A 15908-nucleotide genomic window follows, 5' to 3' on the forward strand; every position below is an offset into this window, starting at 1 on the left:
GGCCTTCGTGCTGGTCAAGTGCCTCTTTGGTCGGAGCACATGATCGTGCGGAGGCCACCCGCACGTCCGCCGAACAGCGGAAGCAGAGATCAGGTTCGAGTGACGTTCGGACGCTGGTAAGCAGGTCAGGCGGCAACCAGTGAGGCGTGGATCCGGCTGACGGCACGCAGGATCTCGTCTCGGTTCTTCGCCCTCTTGATCCATACCGGAAGACGGGCCACCAAGGTCATCTTCTGTCCGGTGTCGTACCAGGGCGCTCGTTCCCGCAGCGACGCCTGGACGAAACGACGGATCAAGTCGAGAAGTTCGAGGTTGTACGCCCACAACCACCCGTGCCGGGTCTCGACCTGGAGCCACAGCGGCATACCGAAGTACGGATCCGTCGCTGGTTGAGCTGTGCCGGCAGAGAGCGTGACAAGGCGGCCGCTCCACACCCGCGACAGTCCGCAGCCATGACAGACCAGGCGCCGCGGCGTGAACAGAATCCCCCCAGGACTGGCGTCTTCGGGCGCCAGAACGACACGGGCGGCCTTCTCACAACCGGGGCACCGCACCATGATCAAGGTGATGAAGTCGTACTTGGTGCTGCGCGGGTCTCGGAACCGAGCAGAAAGCGTGGCCATGCGGCGAGTATGCAACTGCCTTGCAGAACAGCGCATCCCGATTCAACCGCTCATGCTCAGGCCCGCCAGCCACCCTGCCAGGGCCGGACGGAGGTTAAAGAACAAGCTAATTGCCTTCTGACCTGGTGTTACACACGTGCGGGACCCTCCATTGATCATCGCTGTTCTTCATCACCTTGTGCAACGCGAGTGCAAGATGATCTCGAATTGGTGACGATGCGTCAGGGATATCTGACTACCCGTCAGCCTGCACGGAGAGTGCTCGCCACAGGGGCCTCGCCTGTCCGCACCGACGACACCACTGGCGTTCCCGAGATTCGGAGTTCAGCCCTCTCCGCGCACACGCATCGCGGGATGCACCCTCGTAACGAACGCTGATCACGCGGCTACGGGCGGTCGCACTGGATGCGCATGCCGGTCATCCTGTGGGCTGGCCGATCTGGTCGCGTTCCAGTACAGAGCGCAACTCCGAGAGGATCTGTGCGGCGGCCAGTCCCGAGGAGCCGCCCAGGACGTCTGCCGTCAGCTCGGCCAGAGTTTTGGTGAAGGTCGCCTCCGCCGCCTCGACGAGTTGCAGGCCTCCGGCGGTCAGGTCCAGCAGTGACGAGCGGCGATCAGATGGATTGGTTCGCCGTACGACCCATGCCTGCTTCTCCAGGCGGTCGATACCCTTGCTGGTCGCGCCAATCCCGATGGCGAATTCGGTGGCGAGGTCCGCGACCCGGGAGCCGGGGTGGTCGCGCAGGAAGCGCAGGGATTCGAACTGCGAGGCGACGATCCCGTGCCGCTCACGAAGGCGGTCGTTCAGCGCGTTGTAGAGGCGCGTCTCGCAGCGGACGAGATCGGCGAAGAAGCCCGGGAGGTCGATCGGGCCAGGGCTTGACTTAGATGCCATGGCATATACTCTAATCTACATTCCTAGGCATATAGTTCTTTGGCATGCACTTTCGATGGAGGCGGCAATGAGCAGGCAGCAGCGCGCGGAGATCGACGCGATGGTCCGACGACCGCAGCCAAAGGCCCCTCAGTCGGTGGAGGAGATCCGCGCCGGGTTCAGGGCGATGATGGGGGAAATGATCGTCCCGGCCGGGATCCGCACCCGGACTGCGACGCTCGGCGATCGCCCCGCGGTGCTCGTCGAGCCGCTCGGCACGCCGAAGGCCGGGACGATCCTCTACTTTCACGGCGGGTCTTACGTGGTCGGTTCACCGGAGACGGCGATGTCGCTGACGGGGAACCTGGTGACCAAAACAGGGTTCAGGGCGTTCTCCCTGGATTACCGGCTCGCCCCTGAGTTTCCCTTCCCGGCCGCGATCGAGGATGGAGTGAGTGCCTACCGCGCACTTCTCGACAGCGGCGAAGACCCTTCGGCGATCGCGTTCGCCGGGGACTCCGCCGGTGGTGGCCTCACCGTCACCACCTGCCTCGCCGCCCGCGACGCAGGCCTGCCTATGCCCGCCGCAATCGTGGCGTTCTCCCCCGGACTCGACATGACCCGGACAGGCGAGAGCATGGACACCAAGGCGGGCATCGACCCGTTCTTCACGCGTGAGGGCCTGGAACACACCGGGGCCATGTACCTTGCGGGACAGGAACCGCATCAGCCCATGCTCAGCCCCGCCACCCTCGCCGACCTGACCGGCTTCCCTCCGATGCTTCTGCAGGCGGGCACCAACGAAATACTCCTGGACGACTCCACACGCATGGCCACGCGCGCATGGGAAGCCGGAGTGGACGTCATCCTGGACATCACCGCTGGCGTTCCACATGTCTTCCAGGCGTTCGCAGGCGCCCTGGACGAAGCCGACGAGGCACTGGACCGCGCCGCTCTCTTTCTCAGCCAGCACATCCGCACCAAGGGCACGGCACGCACGTCGGCGGGCTGAAACTCCGCAGGCGGTCTCATACGGACCACGGTCCGAACCCCAGGCCCCGTCTCGCGCGTTCCTGTTCCTGGCGGCCGGCACGCCACCTCGCTCCGAGGGCCGTTCAAGACGAACCCGAGGAGGAAGGTCCGGCCTCACCGCACGGCACGGTCCTCAACATCATCGGCATCCACCTCTACCCGCAGCGGCCCCACGGGACGGTGCTGCTCGGGCTGCGTCACCCCAACTCCGCGTTCAGACCGTCCACCTGGCACGTTTTGCCTGTACCGGTGATCTCTACAGCTCCTGGTCGAGGGAACGGCAGGACATCCCAACCCATCGGCCACCCTTGCGCGTTGAGGTCCGGGATCTCCGCTTCAATCTGCCGCGGCACACGATGCAGCCACCAGCGCAAACCCCGGTCGCCCTGACCCGGCCAACCTACCGTGGAGCTCCGGAAACGCTCATCGATCCCGTCGAGTTCAGGCTGTCGAATGGCACGGACCCGAGGCGGCAAGAGCCGCCAGATCCTGGCCAGGGCTGTACGACACTCCAGGTCGTTGGCAAGCTCCGGCGCCGACCACCCGTACCCCTCCTCCACATCCGCGACCAGCGCGCCCCACGCCTCGAAGAGAGAGTTCAGGGTCCAAGCAGGGCCGAGCGCAGAGCGGACCGCGGTATGTACGGCCGCGTACTCATCAACCGTCAGCCGTACCTCATCAGCCATCTCCGGGGATACACGATCCATGCATCCACTCTCCCAAGGCGCCAGACGACTGGGCCATCGTCCTCAGCCATCGCGAGTACGACCTTTCGGTTGCCGGCCTCACTGAGTTGGGCAGAACCATCACGGAATCGCGTCCTGACCGATTTCACAGATCCTCATCACTTCCCGAGCCGGATGAGGGCGGGCCTGCGCAGGGGGCTGCCCAGCGGCCGTGAGGATGTCCTCGCGCTGCCGCTCCGGTGACGAGGTCGCCGCCTTCATCCGCGACAGTCGGCGCACGCCGAGCAGGCACTTACCGCATCCGTCGTAGGGCCGTTCGACCTCATCCAGGTTCGTGTCGTGCATCGCCTCTCCTCGTCGCGCGCAGCGTAAGGAGGATCGACGGCCACCCCTAAGACGATCTTGCTTCGTCCCAGGTCACCCCAGGAAGCTCAACCGAACCTGACGGTGGTTGTTATCAACGTTGGTATCCACCAGACACACCGACTGCCACGTCCCCAGTTCGAGCCCGCCCCCCACCACCGGCAGCGTCGCGTGCGGTGGCACCAGGGCCGGGAGGACGTGGTCGCGGCCGTGGCCCGGGGAGCCGTGGCGGTGCTGCCAGCGGTTGTCGGCGGGGAGGAGGGTGTGCAGGGCGGCGAGGAGGTCGTCGTCGCTGCCCGCGCCGGTCTCGATGACGGCGATGCCCGCCGTGGCGTGCGGGACGAAGATGTTGAGGAGGCCGTCGCGGTCCCCGGCGACCTCGCGCAGGAAGGACTCGCAGTCGCGGGTGAGGTCGACGATCCGCTCGGTGGAGCCGGTGGTGACGTTCAGGACGCGTGTCGTGAAGGCATCGGGCATGGGGCCATTGTCGCCCACGCGTCCCGCGCGTGCCGCACGCCGTGCGACCGACAGGTGACACAGAAGGTCCAGCCGGTGAGACGCCATTGACCGCGTGTCGACAACCTGGCTACGTTCTGCGGCATGTTGCGTTCAGTCCTGCTCACCACGCGCGGTCACATCGACCTGCTGCGGGTGGCCTCCGCCGCGTGTCGTCGCGGCCACTGACGCCTTCCCCGCGCTTCTTTCTCGCACGTCCCCCTTCTTTTCCGTTCTCGCTCCGGCATGCACGCGCGCCGGCGTGCCGCTGACGCACGCCCGCTGACGCCGGGGCGCACCCTCCCCTGCCGTGGAGTGCCATGAGCATCAGTCATGCCCCGCCGCCCGAGTCGCCGGCCACCGGCCTGCCCGAGAAGACGGGCACGCCGGACACGCCGGACGCCGGTCCCGAACTCGTCCCGCTCGTCCCGTCCTCCACCCGCCGCACCCGCGTCCCGCGCTGGCTGCGCCGCACCTCCGGCCCCCTGCTGCTGCTCGCGCTGTGGCAACTCCTCAGCTCCACAGGGGTGTTGACGGCCGATGTGCTCGCGTCGCCGGGCACGATCGCGCGGGTCGGTCGCGATCTCATCGCCGACGGGTCGCTCCCTTCCGCGATGGGCGTCTCCCTGCAACGCGTCGCCGTCGGGCTGCTGTTCGGCCTGGTGGTCGGCACCGGACTCGCGCTCGTGTCCGGGCTCTTCCGGGTCGGCGAGGACCTCGTCGACGCCAGTGTGCAGATGCTGCGGACCGTGCCGTTCGTCGGGCTGATCCCGCTGTTCATCATCTGGTTCGGCATCGGTGAGGCACCGAAGATCGCCATCATCACGCTGGGCGTCTCGTTCCCGCTGTATCTGAACATCTACGCCGGTATCCGTGGCGTGGACTCCCAACTCATCGAGGCCGGAGAGTCGTTGGGGCTCGGTCGATGGGGTCTCGTACGACACGTCGTGCTGCCGGGCGCACTGCCCGGCGCCATGACCGGCCTGCGCTACTCGCTCGGTATCGCCTGGCTCGCGCTGGTCTTCGCCGAGCAGGTCAACGCCGACTCCGGCATCGGGTTCCTGATGGTGCAGGCACGGGACTTCCTGCGCACCGACGTCATCGTCGTCTGCCTGATCGTCTACGCGTTCCTCGGCCTGCTCGCCGACTTCGTCGTCCGTTCCCTCGAAAGGCTGTTGCTGCAATGGCGACCGACGTTCACCGGCCGGTGACCCCTGCCGTACCGACGGGTTCCGCCGTTCACGTCGAGGGGCTCACCCGCTCCTTCGACGGGCGTGCCGTCATCGACGACCTCCGACTCGACGTGCGGCCCGGTGAGTTCGTCGCCCTACTCGGGCGGAGCGGCTGCGGCAAGTCGACGCTGCTGCGCATCCTCGCGGGGCTCGACCGGGACATCGAGGGCACCGTCCTCGTACCGCGCCGCAAGGCCGTCGCGTTCCAGTCGCCGCGACTGATGCCGTGGAAGAAGGTGTGGCGCAATGTGCTCCTCGGGCTTCCGGGCAAGCCCGAACGGGACGTCGCGGAGCGGGCGTTGGACGAGGTGGGGCTCTCGCACCGGGCGAGCGCCTGGCCCAAGACACTCTCCGGCGGCGAGGCCCAGCGCGCCTCGCTCGCCCGCGCCCTGGTACGCGAACCCGATCTCCTGCTGCTCGACGAGCCGTTCGGCGCACTCGACGCGCTGACCCGCATCAAGGCGCAGCGGCTGGTCGGCGAGCTGTGGCAGCGGCGGGGCTGCGCCGTGCTGCTGGTCACGCACGACGTGGAGGAGGCGGTGCTCCTCGCCGACCGGGTGCTCGTGATGGACGGCGGCGTGATCGCGTACGAGACCCGCGTCGATCTGGAGCGGCCGCGCGATCTCACCGACCCGCGCTTCGCCGAACTGCGCGCGGAACTGCTGCGGCGCCTGGGCGTCGACGACACCGCTCCCAGCGAGGCCGAGAAGCAGCCCGCCGCCTAGAGCCACCCGCCACCCCACCGCCGCTCCCCCACCACCCTCCCCTGAACGGACTTGACATGCGACGCCCCCTCCTGCCCGCCCTGCTCACCCCCCTCGCCCTGCTCCTCGCCGCCTGCTCCGGCGCCTCCTCCGCCAGTACGACCACCGGCGGCGACACCGACGGGAAGGGATCGCTCACCCTCAACGTCGGTGACCAGAAGGGCGGTTCGGAAGCGGTGCTGCGGGCCGCCGGTGAACTCGACGACCTCGACTACAAGATCCGCTGGTCGACGTTCACGTCCGGTCCACCGCTCCTCGAAGCCGTCAACGCGAAGGCCGTCGACATCGGCGGCGTCGGCAACACCCCGCCCGTCTTCGCGGCCGGCGCCGGATCGAAGATCAAGGTCGTCGCGGCGAGCCACGGCACGGCGAAGGGCGACACGATCCTCGTCCCGAACGACTCCGCGCTCCGCAAGCCCGCCGAACTGAAGGGCAAGGCGATCGCCGTCGCCCAGGGCTCGTCGGCGCACTACCAGCTCGTCGCGTCCCTGAAGAAGGCCGGGCTCGGGCTCGATGACGTCAAGGTCAAGTACCTCCAACCGGCCGACGCGCTGGCCGCGTTCACCAGCGGCAAGGTCGACGCGTGGGCGGTCTGGGACCCCTACACCTCGCAGGTGCTGCGCGCCGATCAGGGCCGGGTGCTGACCGACGGCGACGGGCTCACCAACGGGCTCGCCTTCCAGGTCGCCGCACCCGCCGCCCTCGCCGACAAGAAGAAGTCCGCCGCGATCAAGGACTATCTGGACCGGCTGCGGCGCGCGCAGAACTGGGTCTACAAGCACCCCGACCAGTGGGCGAAGGTGTGGGCCAAGGAGACCGGACTGCCGTACGAGGTCGCGCTGGACGCCGTGAAGCGCACCAACGGCACCCGGGTGACCGTCGCCGTCGACAAGGCGGTGATCGCCTCCGAGCAGCAGATCGCCGACACGTTCTCCCAGCTCAAGCTGATCCCGCGCAAGGTCGACTTCTCGACGTTCGTCGACACGCGCTTCAACGGCGAGCTGCCGCCGTCCTCCACCGCACCGCGCACCTACGGCAAGGAGTCATGACCCCATGACCGTCTCTCTGCACTGGTTCCTGCCGACCGGCGGCGACGGCCGCACCCTCGTGGACCGGCACGCCTTCTCCGCGGGCGCGCTGGAACGTACGCCCGGCGGCGCGATCGCCGGAGTACGCGCGCCGAGCCTCGACTACCTCGTCCAGATAGCCAAGGCGGCCGAGCAGTTGGGCTTCGAAGCGGTGCTGACGCCGACCGGCACGTGGTGCGAGGACGCGTGGCTGACGACGGTCGCGCTCGCCCAGCACACCGAGCGGCTGAAGTTCCTCGTGGCGTTCCGGCCCGGCGTGATCTCGCCGGTGCTCGCCGCGCAGATGGCCTCGACGTACCAACGCCTCACGAACGGGCGGCTGTTGCTCAACGTCGTCACCGGAGGCGACTCGACCGAGCAGCGGCGCTACGGCGACCACCTCGACCACGACCGCCGCTACGCCCGCACCGACGAGTTCCTCTCGGTCGTGCGCGGCGTGTGGGGCGGGACGGCGCGGAGCCCGTACGACTTCTCCGGTGAGCATTACCAGGTCGACGCCGGGTTCTCGGCGCTGCCGCCGGACCCGCTGCCGCAGATCTTCTTCGGGGGTTCGTCGGCCGCGGCCGGGCCGGTCGCGGCGCGGCACACGGACGTCTATCTGACGTGGGGCGAGCCGCCGCAGCAGGTCAAGGAGAAGATCGACTGGATCCGGTCGCTCGCCGAGCGGGAGGGCCGCACCGTCCGGTTCGGGATCCGGCTGCACACGATCTCCCGCGACTCGTCGCGGGAGGCATGGGCGACGGCGGACCGGCTGCTCGACGACCTCTCCCCCGAGACCGTCGCCGCGGCGCAGGCCGCGCTCGGGCGCAGCGAGTCCGTGGGGCAGCAGCGGATGCTCGCGCTGCACGGCGGCAAGCGCGAGGGGCTGGAGATCTCGCCCAATCTGTGGGCGGGCGTGGGCCTGGTGCGCGGCGGGGCCGGTACGGCGCTGGTCGGCAGCCACGCGGAGGTCGCGGACCGGATCGAGGAGTACCACGCGCTCGGCGTGGAGCACTTCGTGCTCTCCGGCTATCCGCATCTGGAAGAGGCGTACTGGTTCGGGGAGGGCGTGATCCCGGAACTGGCGGCGCGCGGACTGCTGAAGTCCGTCGCCCCTCAGGGGGGTGCGCCGCTGCTGAGCGCGAGCGGGCGCTGAGCCAGGCACGGCGTACGGGAAGATCTCGGGCCCCGGTCGAGTTGGTAGAAACGTGAACGACATCGGGGTACGAGACACCGCCGCCGCGACGGACGCGGGGCAGCACCGGTCGGTGGCCGTAGTGGTCATCGGCGCCGGTCAGGCCGGTCTGTCCGCCGCCCACCATCTGCGGCGGTCCGGATTCGAGCCGGAGCGCGACTTCGTCGTTCTCGACCACGCACCCCGGCCGGGCGGCGCCTGGCAGTTCCGCTGGCCGTCCCTGACCTACGGCAAGGTTCACGGCATGCATGCGTTGCCGGGCATGGAACTCACCGGCGCCGACCCGGCCCGTCCCTCCTCGGAGGTCATCGCCGAGTACTTCACCGCGTACGAGGAGACCTTCGATCTGCGCGTACGGCGCCCCGTCGACGTACGGGCCGTACGGGAAGGGCAGGACGGGCGGCTGCGCGTCGAGACGTCGGACGGGGTGTGGTCGACCCGTGCCCTGATCAACGCGACGGGCACCTGGGACCGGCCGTTCTGGCCGCGCTACCCGGGCCAGGAATCGTTCCGCGGGCGGCAGTTGCACACCGCGCAGTACCCGGGGCCCAAGGAGTTCGCCGGGCAGCGGGTCGTCGTGGTGGGCGGTGGCGCGTCCGGTACGCAGCACCTGATGGAGATCGCTCCGTACGCGGCCGCGACGACCTGGGTGACGCGCCGGCCGCCGATCTTCCGCGAGGGGCCGTTCACCGAGGACTGGGGCCGGTCGGCCGTCGCGATGGTGGAGGAGCGGGTGCGGGAGGGGCTGACGCCGCTGAGTGTCGTCTCGGTGACCGGGCTCGCGGTGAACGACGCGATCCGCGCGGCCCGCGCGCACGGGGTCCTGGACCGTCTCCCGATGTTCGACCGGATCACGCCGACGGGTGTGGCCTGGGACGACGGGCGCACGGTCGAGGCCGATGTGATCCTGTGGGCCACCGGCTTCCGGGCGGCGATCGACCATCTGGCGCCGCTCAGGCTGCGCGAGCCGGGCGGCGGCATCCGGATGGAGGGCACGCGCGCGGCGCTCGATCCCCGGGTGCATCTGGTGGGGTACGGCCCATCGGCGAGCACCATCGGCGCGAACCGGGCCGGGCGGGCCGCGGTGCGGGAGATTCGGCGGCTGCTGGCCGGGGAGCCGGTGTCCGTCCCCGCGGTGTGAGACAGGCCCGGACAGTGCGCGGGCGCGACGTCCGGCGCCGCGCCCGTGAGGTCGTCCGGGTCAGCCCGACTTCTCCGCCTTGGCCTGGTTCTTGTTGAACTCCGCGACGTTCCGCTGCTGCTCGTCGAAGTCCGCGGTGAAGCGGGTGTCGCCCGGCTTGACCGTGACGAAGTACAGCCAGTCCCCCTGCGCCGGGCTGATGGCCGCCTTCAGCGCCTGCTCGCCCGGGTTGCCGATGGGAGAGGGGGGCAGCCCCATGCGCGCGTACGTGTTGTACGGACTCTGGAGCTTGGTGTCCTTGTCGCTGGTGGCGAGCGTGGAGCGGCCGAGCGCGTAGTTGATGGTGGAGTCCATCTGGAGCGGCATGCCGTGGTCGAGCCGGTTGAGGATGACGCGGGCGACCTTGGCCATGTCCTGTGCGTTGTCCGCCTCGGCCTCGACGATGCTCGCGATGGTGACCGTCTGGTACAGGTTCATCGCGTCGTGGTCGGCGCCCGCCGTGGTGTTCGGGCCGCCGTACTTCTTGTTGGCCGTGTTCACCATGTACGCCAGGACGGACTGCGGTGTCGACTTGTCGGTCAGCGGATACGTCGCCGGGAAGAGGTACCCCTCGGGATTGCCACCCGCGTCACTCGGAAGCTTGAGGCCCGCCTTGGGCACGGCCTTCTTCGTGCTGCCCGCAGGCAGTTCGAGCGCCTTGTCCACGGCGGCGTAGATCTGGCCCGAGCGCCACCCTTCCGGGATGGTCAGTGCTGTGGGCCGCCCTTCGTCGCCGCCTGCGAGGGCCAGTGGCACCGCGACGGCGGTGGCCGCCACGACGGCCCCGGTCGCCATCAGGGCGACGCGCCCGCGGCGCGTGAGTCGGATGGTGCTCCGTCGCGGAGTCTCGTTCAGCATGCGGGAACGGTAACCCGCACATCAGGGCATTCCCGGCATATCTTCATGTCGGAGACTCGCACCGGCCCCGGGTGGGCCAGCGCCCCGCACGGCGTGTGCGGTCCGGGCCCGCTCACGCGGTCACGCGGCCGGCTCCAGCTGGGCGTCGCGCTGGACGAGCGCCGCGTACCGACCGTCCTGGGCGAGGAGCTCCTCGTGGGTACCGCGCTCGGCGATCCGCCCGGAGTCCAGGACCACTATCTGGTCGGCTCCCCGGATGGTGGAGAGGCGGTGCGCGATGGTGAGCGTGGTGCGATCGGCCGAGAGCGCGTCGATGGCTTCCTGGACGGCCCGCTCGGTGCGGGTGTCGAGGGCGCTGGTCGCCTCGTCCAGGATGAGGATCGGCGGATCGCGCAGGATGGTCCTGGCGATCGCCAGGCGCTGCTTCTCACCGCCGGAGAACCGGTGGCCGCGCTCGCCGACCACGGTGTCGTACCCGTCGGGCAGGGCGGCTATGTGCTCGTGGATCTGGGCGGCCCTGGCAGCGGCGTGCAGCTCCTCGTCGGTGGCGTCGGGCTTGGCGAACCGGAGGTTCTCGGCGACCGAGGCGTGGAACAGGTACGTCTCCTGCGAGACGACCCCGACGGCGCGGGCCAAAGTGTCGAAGTCCAGGTCGCGCACATCGACCCCGTCGACCGTGACGCGGCCGCCCGTGACGTCGTACAGCCGCGGTACCAGGTAGCTGAGCGTGGACTTGCCGGAGCCGGTGGAGCCGACGACGGCGAGGGAGCCGCCGGCGGGGACGGTGAGGTCGATACCGTCGAGGATGGGCCGCTGCCGCTGGTCCGCGGCGTCGTAGCGGAACTCGACGTCCTCGAAGCGGACCTCGCCCTTGATGGTGTCGAGCCGGACCGGGTTCTCCCGCTCGGTGATGTCGACGGGCAGGTCGAGGTACTCGAAGATGCGCTGGAACAGGGCGAGCGAGGTCTGGATCTGGACGCCGGTCTGCAACAGGCTCACGGTCGGCCGGAACAGGCCCTGCTGGAGCGAGACGAAGGCGACCAGCGTGCCGATGGAGACGCTCGGGCCGCCCATCTGGAAGGCGATGCCGGCCGCCCAGTAGATGACGGCCGGCATCGCGGCCATGACGATGCTGATGACCGCCATGCGCCAGCGCCCCGCCATGTTCGACCGGACTTCCAGGCCGACCAGTTCGTCGGACTCGTCGGCGAACGCCTTGGTCAGGGAGTCGGCGCGGCCCATGGTGCGGCCGAGCAGGATGCCGCTGACGGACAGCGACTCGGTGACGGTGGCGGCCATCGCGGCCATCTGCTTCTGGCGCTGCGTGGCGATCTTCTTGCGCTCGCGCCCGACGCGGCGGGCGATCCACACGAAGACCGGCAGCAGAAGGAGGGAGACGACCGTCAGGCGCCAGTCGAGAGCGACCATGGCGACGATCGTGGCGATGACGCTCGTCAGGTTCGAGACGAGGGACGTCGCGGTGGAGGTCACGGTCGCCTGCATGCCGCCGATGTCGTTGGCGATGCGGGACTGGACCTCGCCGGTGCGGGTCTTGGTGAAGAAGGCGAGCGACATGCTCTGCAGGCGTCCGTACACCGCGGTGCGCAGGTCGTGCATGACGCGCTGGCCGACGGTCGTCGAGATCAGGGTCTGCAGGACGCCGAAGACGCTGGTGACGACGGCGCTGACGATCATGCCGAGGGCGAGCAGGCTGAGCAGCCCGGTGCGGCCCTCGGGGATGGCGACGTCGAGGATCTCCTTGAGCAGGAACGGCGTCGCGACCGTGACCAGCGAGGAGGCGGCGACGAGCAGCCCGACGAGGGCGAGCCGACCGCGGTAGGGGCGGAAGAGGGACAGGATGCGGCGGATCTGCCGCGGCTGGCCCAATGTCGTGGCATCGGGGGGCGGCGTCCAGTTGATTTCGTCGCGGGGCATGGGCCTCCTAGGCAGGAAAAGGGTACGTCGCGAGCCCGGCGGACAGCAGCCGAGCTCGACTCGAGGAGCATAGCTCATTGTTACCTATACTCACAATGCACGTGGTCCTGATATTGTTCCCCGCATGAGTACCCCGGACGCCGACGGCTTCCTCGCCGAGCAGTTGCTGCGGCTCACCCGCCGCTTGCAGCGCATCCAGAAGCGCCAGCTGGAGCCGGTCGGGATCACGCCCGCGCAGTCCCGGCTGCTGCGCACGCTGGTGCACTACGAGACACCGCCGCGGATGGCCGATCTCGCGCAGCGCCTGGAGGTGGTGCCCCGCGCGGTGACCAGCACCGTCGACGGTCTGGAGGCGGGTGATCTGGTGCGCCGGGTGCCCGACCCGACCAACCGCCGCGTCATCCGGATCGAGCTGACCGAGAAGGGCCGCGCCGCTCTGCGGGAGCTGCGCAGCGCGCGCCGCGCGGCGGCAGAGGAGATCCTGGCACCGTTGGACGCGGAGCAGCGCGCGCAGCTGACGGTGCTGCTGAACGCGCTGTACGAGACCCCCCGCACCCCGGAGTGCTGACCGCGAGCAAGGAGAGGCCATGCCGCTGCTGGAGCCGAAGCCGCAAGCCCTGCGTCCCGCGTCCCGCCCCTCGGGCCCGGCGCCCGACCGGGTCACGGACCGGCAGGCAGGCGGCACCGCCGAGCCGCTGCGCTCCGAGCTGACGGAGCTGCTGGGCGCGGACAAGGTCCTCACCAAGATCTCGGATCTGGTCCGGTACGCCTCGGACGCGAGCCCGTACCGGTTCGTGCCGCAGGTCGTGGTGGTCGCCGAGGACATCGACGATGTGTCGGCCGTGCTGTCGTACGCGCACGGCAAGGGCCGCGAGGTCGTCTTCCGCGCGGCGGGCACCTCGTTGAACGGGCAGGCGCAGGGCGAGGACATCCTGGTCGACGTCCGCAAGTTCTGGTCGGGCGTCGAGGTGCTCGGCGACGGCGAGCGGGCCCGGATCGGCCCCGGCACGACGATCGTGCGGGCCAACGCGACGCTGGCCCGGCACGGCCGGGTGCTCGGTCCGGACCCGGCGAGCGCGATCGCCTGCACCATCGGCGGGGTCGTGGCGAACAACGCGTCGGGGATGACGGCCGGCACCACGCGCAACTCGTACCGCACGCTCGCCTCGCTGACCTTCGTGCTGCCGTCGGGCACGGTCGTGGACACGGCGGATCCGGACGCGGACGCGCAGTTGGCGCACGCCGAACCGAAGCTCTGCGAGGGGCTGTCAGCGATCAAGCGGGAGATCGAGGCGGACGCGGAGCTCAGCCGCCGGATCCGCGCCAAGTACGAGATCAAGAACACGAACGGCTACCGGCTCGACGCGTTCCTCGACGGTGCGACGCCGGTGGAGATCCTGCGCGGCCTGATGGTCGGCTCGGAGGGCACCTTCGGGTTCATCTCCGAAGTCGTCTTCGACACGCTGCCGTTGGACCGGAAGGTGTCGACGGCGCTGCTGTTCTTCCCGACCCTCACGGCGGCCGCCGCGGCGGTGCCCGTCTTCAACGCGGCGGGGGCGCTGGCCGTAGAGCTGATGGACGGCAATACGCTGCGTGCTTCGGTCAGTGTGCAGGGGGTGCCGCGGGACTGGGCCGACCTGCCGAAGGAGACGACGGCGCTGCTCGTCGAGTTCCGCGCGCCGGACGAGGAGGCGCAGGCCGCTTATGAGGAGGCGGCGTCGCAGGCCCTCGAAGGGCTGGACCTGGTCGCGCCGGTCGCCTCGGTGACGAACGCGTTCACGCGGGACCCGAAGGCGATCGCGGGCTACTGGAAGGCGCGCAAGGCGTTCGTGACGGCGGTCGGCGGTTCGCGGCCGTCGGGGACCACGCTGATCACGGAGGACTTCGCGGTGCCGCCGTCGCGCCTGGCGGAGGCGTGCGAGGCGCTCCTCGAGCTTCAGACGCGGCACGGGTTCGACGCCGCGGTGGCCGGTCACGCGGCGCACGGGAACCTGCACTTCCTGCTCGCGTTCGACGCGGCGGAGCCGACGGACGTCGACCGGTACGCGGCGTTCATGGACGACTTCTGCCGACTGACGGTGGAGCGGTTCGACGGCTCCCTGAAGGCGGAGCACGCGACGGGCCGCAACATCGCGCCGTTCCTGGAGCTCGAATGGGGGCCCAGGGCCACCGAGTTGATGTGGCGTACGAAGCAGGTCATCGACCCGGACGGGGTCCTCGCGCCGCGTATCGTGCTCGACCGCGACCCGAAGGCGCATCTGCGCGGCCTGAAGACCATCCCCAAGGTCGAGGCGATCGCGGACCCGTGCATCGAGTGCGGCTTCTGTGAGCCCACGTGCCCCAGCGAGGACGTGACGACGACCCCGCGCCAGCGGATCGTGCTGCGGCGGGAGATGATGCGCCAGCCCTCGGGTTCGCCGGTCGAGGACGCGCTGATCGACGCGTACGGGTACGACGCGGTGGACACCTGCGCCGGGGACTCCACGTGCAAGCTGGCCTGCCCGGTCGGCATCGACACGGGTGCGTTCATGAAGAGTTTCCGGCACGCGCGGCACACGCCCCGGGAGGAGAAGGTCGCGGCGCTCGCCGCGAAGAACTTCAAGGCCGTCGAGGCGTCCGCGCGGCTCGCCGTGGCGGCCGCCGACAAGATCAGTGACCGGCTGCTGACCCGGGTGACGACCGCGGCGCGCAAGGCGGTCCGGCCGGATCTGGTACCGGAGTGGCTGCCGGAGATTCCGGGCGCCGCCGCCCGTGCGCTGCCCCGTACCGAGCGGGTGGGGGCCACTGCCGTCTACTACCCGGCGTGCGTCAATCGCATCTTCGGGACGCCCGGCGACCTGTCGCTCCCGCAGGCCGTCGTCGCGGTGTCCGCGCGCGCGGGACGACCGGTGTGGATCCCGAAGGACGTCGCGGGGACGTGCTGCGCCACGATCTGGCACTCCAAGGGCTACGACGACGGCAACAAGGTGATGGCGAACCGGATCGTGGAAGCGGCCTGGGGCTGGACGGCGGGTGGCCGGCTCCCGCTCGTCGTGGACGCGTCGTCGTGCACGCTGGGCATCGCGCACGAGGTGGTTCCGTATCTCACCGACGACAACAGGGAGTTGCACAAGGAGCTGACGATCGTGGACTCCCTGGTGTGGGCCGCCGAGGAATTGCTGCCGCACCTCACGGTGGAGCGCACGATCGGCTCCGCCGTCCTCCATCCGACCTGTTCCATGGAACACCTGGGTGATGTCGCGCAGTTGAGGGCGCTCGCCGAGGCGTGCGCCGACGAGGTGGTCGTCCCGGACGACGCGGGCTGCTGCGCCTTCGCGGGCGACCGGGGCATGCTCCACAAGGAGTTGACCGAGTCCGCGACCCGCAAGGAAGCCGTGGAGGTCACGTCCCGCGCCTACGACGCGCACCTGTCGGCCAACCGGATGTGCGAGGTCGGCATGGACCACGCGACGGGCCGCTCGTACTACTCCGTCCTCGTGGAGCTGGAGCGGGCGACGCGCCCCGCCCGCTGACCGGCGCACTTCAAGGGCCGGTAAAGAAGTCCAACTCCTCGGCCCCTTCAGTCCCTTGCGTCCAACTGTCATCACCTCCAAGGTGGCTGCCG

The 15908-nt window shown here is 69.6% G+C and carries 16 protein-coding genes; 9 read left to right on the top strand and 7 right to left on the bottom strand.

Annotated features, from left to right (window positions below; genetic code table 11):
• Positions 1-125 precede the first annotated feature (125 nt).
• Together V2W30_RS04900 and V2W30_RS04905 are read right to left on the bottom strand one after the other, a co-directional pair.
• Entirely contained in the window at positions 126-623 is a 498-nt protein-coding gene (locus V2W30_RS04900; RefSeq protein WP_338693944.1) for a hypothetical protein, read from the bottom strand.
• Between the two features lie 418 nt (positions 624-1041).
• The gene (locus V2W30_RS04905; RefSeq protein ID WP_338693945.1) at positions 1042-1518 is read right to left on the bottom strand and encodes a MarR family winged helix-turn-helix transcriptional regulator; all 477 of its coding nucleotides are present in this window, start codon (positions 1516-1518) and stop codon (positions 1042-1044) included.
• A gap of 67 nt (positions 1519-1585) precedes the next feature.
• On the opposite strand from V2W30_RS04905, the gene V2W30_RS04910 reads away from it, so the two are divergent.
• The gene (locus V2W30_RS04910) at positions 1586-2509 is read left to right on the top strand and encodes an alpha/beta hydrolase (RefSeq protein WP_338693946.1); all 924 of its coding nucleotides are present in this window, start codon (positions 1586-1588) and stop codon (positions 2507-2509) included.
• 217 nt (positions 2510-2726) lie between these two features.
• Here the strand turns inward: V2W30_RS04910 and V2W30_RS04915 are convergent, their stop codons facing one another.
• From V2W30_RS04915 to V2W30_RS04925, 3 genes are all read right to left on the bottom strand, one after another.
• Positions 2727-3236 carry a hypothetical protein gene (locus V2W30_RS04915; protein WP_338693948.1) on the bottom strand — a complete coding sequence of 170 codons (510 nt, stop codon included), beginning with the start codon at positions 3234-3236 and terminating at the stop codon, positions 2727-2729.
• Between the two features lie 99 nt (positions 3237-3335).
• Positions 3336-3560, bottom strand: coding sequence for a hypothetical protein (locus tag V2W30_RS04920; protein WP_338693950.1), 225 nt, complete (start codon positions 3558-3560; stop codon positions 3336-3338).
• A gap of 72 nt (positions 3561-3632) precedes the next feature.
• Positions 3633-4055: a secondary thiamine-phosphate synthase enzyme YjbQ gene (locus tag V2W30_RS04925; protein WP_338693951.1), complete on the bottom strand. Its 423-nt coding sequence runs from the start codon at positions 4053-4055 to the stop codon at positions 3633-3635.
• A 123-nt stretch (positions 4056-4178) separates the two neighbouring features.
• Here V2W30_RS04925 and V2W30_RS41515 point away from each other — a divergent pair, with 123 nt between their 5' ends.
• From V2W30_RS41515 to V2W30_RS04950, 6 genes are all read left to right on the top strand, one after another.
• Entirely contained in the window at positions 4179-4262 is an 84-nt protein-coding gene (locus tag V2W30_RS41515) for a putative leader peptide (protein WP_351373514.1), read from the top strand.
• Between the two features lie 131 nt (positions 4263-4393).
• The gene (locus tag V2W30_RS04930) at positions 4394-5284 is read left to right on the top strand and encodes an ABC transporter permease (protein ID WP_338693953.1); all 891 of its coding nucleotides are present in this window, start codon (positions 4394-4396) and stop codon (positions 5282-5284) included.
• Positions 5257-6030, top strand: coding sequence for an ABC transporter ATP-binding protein (locus tag V2W30_RS04935; RefSeq protein WP_338693954.1), 774 nt, complete (start codon positions 5257-5259; stop codon positions 6028-6030). Before V2W30_RS04930 ends, V2W30_RS04935 begins: the two co-directional genes overlap by 28 nt.
• A 56-nt stretch (positions 6031-6086) precedes the next feature.
• A complete protein-coding gene (locus tag V2W30_RS04940) occupies positions 6087-7118 on the top strand; it encodes an ABC transporter substrate-binding protein (protein ID WP_338693956.1) in 1032 nt (343 codons plus the stop codon).
• Positions 7119-7122: 4 nt separating this feature from the next.
• Positions 7123-8292 (top strand): LLM class flavin-dependent oxidoreductase, encoded by a 1170-nt coding sequence (locus V2W30_RS04945; RefSeq protein ID WP_338693958.1) that lies wholly within the window; start codon positions 7123-7125, stop codon positions 8290-8292.
• Positions 8293-8344: 52 nt separating this feature from the next.
• Positions 8345-9472 carry an NAD(P)-binding domain-containing protein gene (locus tag V2W30_RS04950; protein ID WP_425244484.1) on the top strand — a complete coding sequence of 376 codons (1128 nt, stop codon included), beginning with the start codon at positions 8345-8347 and terminating at the stop codon, positions 9470-9472.
• Positions 9473-9532: 60 nt separating this feature from the next.
• Here V2W30_RS04950 and mltG read toward each other — a convergent pair whose 3' ends face one another.
• Entirely contained in the window at positions 9533-10369 is an 837-nt protein-coding gene (gene mltG / locus V2W30_RS04955) for an endolytic transglycosylase MltG (RefSeq protein WP_338693959.1), read from the bottom strand.
• 120 nt (positions 10370-10489) lie between these two features.
• Positions 10490-12304: an ABC transporter ATP-binding protein gene (locus V2W30_RS04960; protein ID WP_338693960.1), complete on the bottom strand. Its 1815-nt coding sequence runs from the start codon at positions 12302-12304 to the stop codon at positions 10490-10492.
• 124 nt (positions 12305-12428) lie between these two features.
• Here V2W30_RS04960 and V2W30_RS04965 point away from each other — a divergent pair, with 124 nt between their 5' ends.
• The gene (locus tag V2W30_RS04965) at positions 12429-12872 is read left to right on the top strand and encodes a MarR family transcriptional regulator (protein ID WP_338693961.1); all 444 of its coding nucleotides are present in this window, start codon (positions 12429-12431) and stop codon (positions 12870-12872) included.
• A 19-nt stretch (positions 12873-12891) separates the two neighbouring features.
• Complete coding sequence (locus V2W30_RS04970) at positions 12892-15816, top strand: FAD-binding and (Fe-S)-binding domain-containing protein (RefSeq protein WP_338693962.1); 2925 nt, start codon at positions 12892-12894, stop codon at positions 15814-15816.
• Positions 15817-15908: the final 92 nt, after the last annotated feature.

This window comes from Streptomyces sp. Q6 (assembly GCF_036967205.1).
GTDB classification, from domain to species: Bacteria; Actinomycetota; Actinomycetes; order Streptomycetales; family Streptomycetaceae; genus Streptomyces; species Streptomyces citrinus.

Coding starts and splice junctions, on each gene's coding strand:
- V2W30_RS04930 (WP_338693953.1), top strand. CDS start 4,394: ATGAGCATCAGTCATGCCCCGCCGCCCGAGTCGCCGGCCACCGGCCTG.
- V2W30_RS04905 (WP_338693945.1), bottom strand. CDS start 1,518: ATGGCATCTAAGTCAAGCCCTGGCCCGATCGACCTCCCGGGCTTCTTC.
- V2W30_RS04920 (WP_338693950.1), bottom strand. CDS start 3,560: ATGCACGACACGAACCTGGATGAGGTCGAACGGCCCTACGACGGATGC.
- V2W30_RS04910 (WP_338693946.1), top strand. CDS start 1,586: ATGAGCAGGCAGCAGCGCGCGGAGATCGACGCGATGGTCCGACGACCG.
- V2W30_RS04900 (WP_338693944.1), bottom strand. CDS start 623: ATGGCCACGCTTTCTGCTCGGTTCCGAGACCCGCGCAGCACCAAGTAC.
- V2W30_RS04915 (WP_338693948.1), bottom strand. CDS start 3,236: ATGGATCGTGTATCCCCGGAGATGGCTGATGAGGTACGGCTGACGGTT.
- V2W30_RS04970 (WP_338693962.1), top strand. CDS start 12,892: ATGCCGCTGCTGGAGCCGAAGCCGCAAGCCCTGCGTCCCGCGTCCCGC.
- V2W30_RS04925 (WP_338693951.1), bottom strand. CDS start 4,055: ATGCCCGATGCCTTCACGACACGCGTCCTGAACGTCACCACCGGCTCC.
- V2W30_RS41515 (WP_351373514.1), top strand. CDS start 4,179: ATGTTGCGTTCAGTCCTGCTCACCACGCGCGGTCACATCGACCTGCTG.
- V2W30_RS04940 (WP_338693956.1), top strand. CDS start 6,087: ATGCGACGCCCCCTCCTGCCCGCCCTGCTCACCCCCCTCGCCCTGCTC.
- V2W30_RS04945 (WP_338693958.1), top strand. CDS start 7,123: ATGACCGTCTCTCTGCACTGGTTCCTGCCGACCGGCGGCGACGGCCGC.
- V2W30_RS04960 (WP_338693960.1), bottom strand. CDS start 12,304: ATGCCCCGCGACGAAATCAACTGGACGCCGCCCCCCGATGCCACGACA.
- V2W30_RS04965 (WP_338693961.1), top strand. CDS start 12,429: ATGAGTACCCCGGACGCCGACGGCTTCCTCGCCGAGCAGTTGCTGCGG.
- V2W30_RS04935 (WP_338693954.1), top strand. CDS start 5,257: ATGGCGACCGACGTTCACCGGCCGGTGACCCCTGCCGTACCGACGGGT.
- mltG (WP_338693959.1), bottom strand. CDS start 10,369: ATGCTGAACGAGACTCCGCGACGGAGCACCATCCGACTCACGCGCCGC.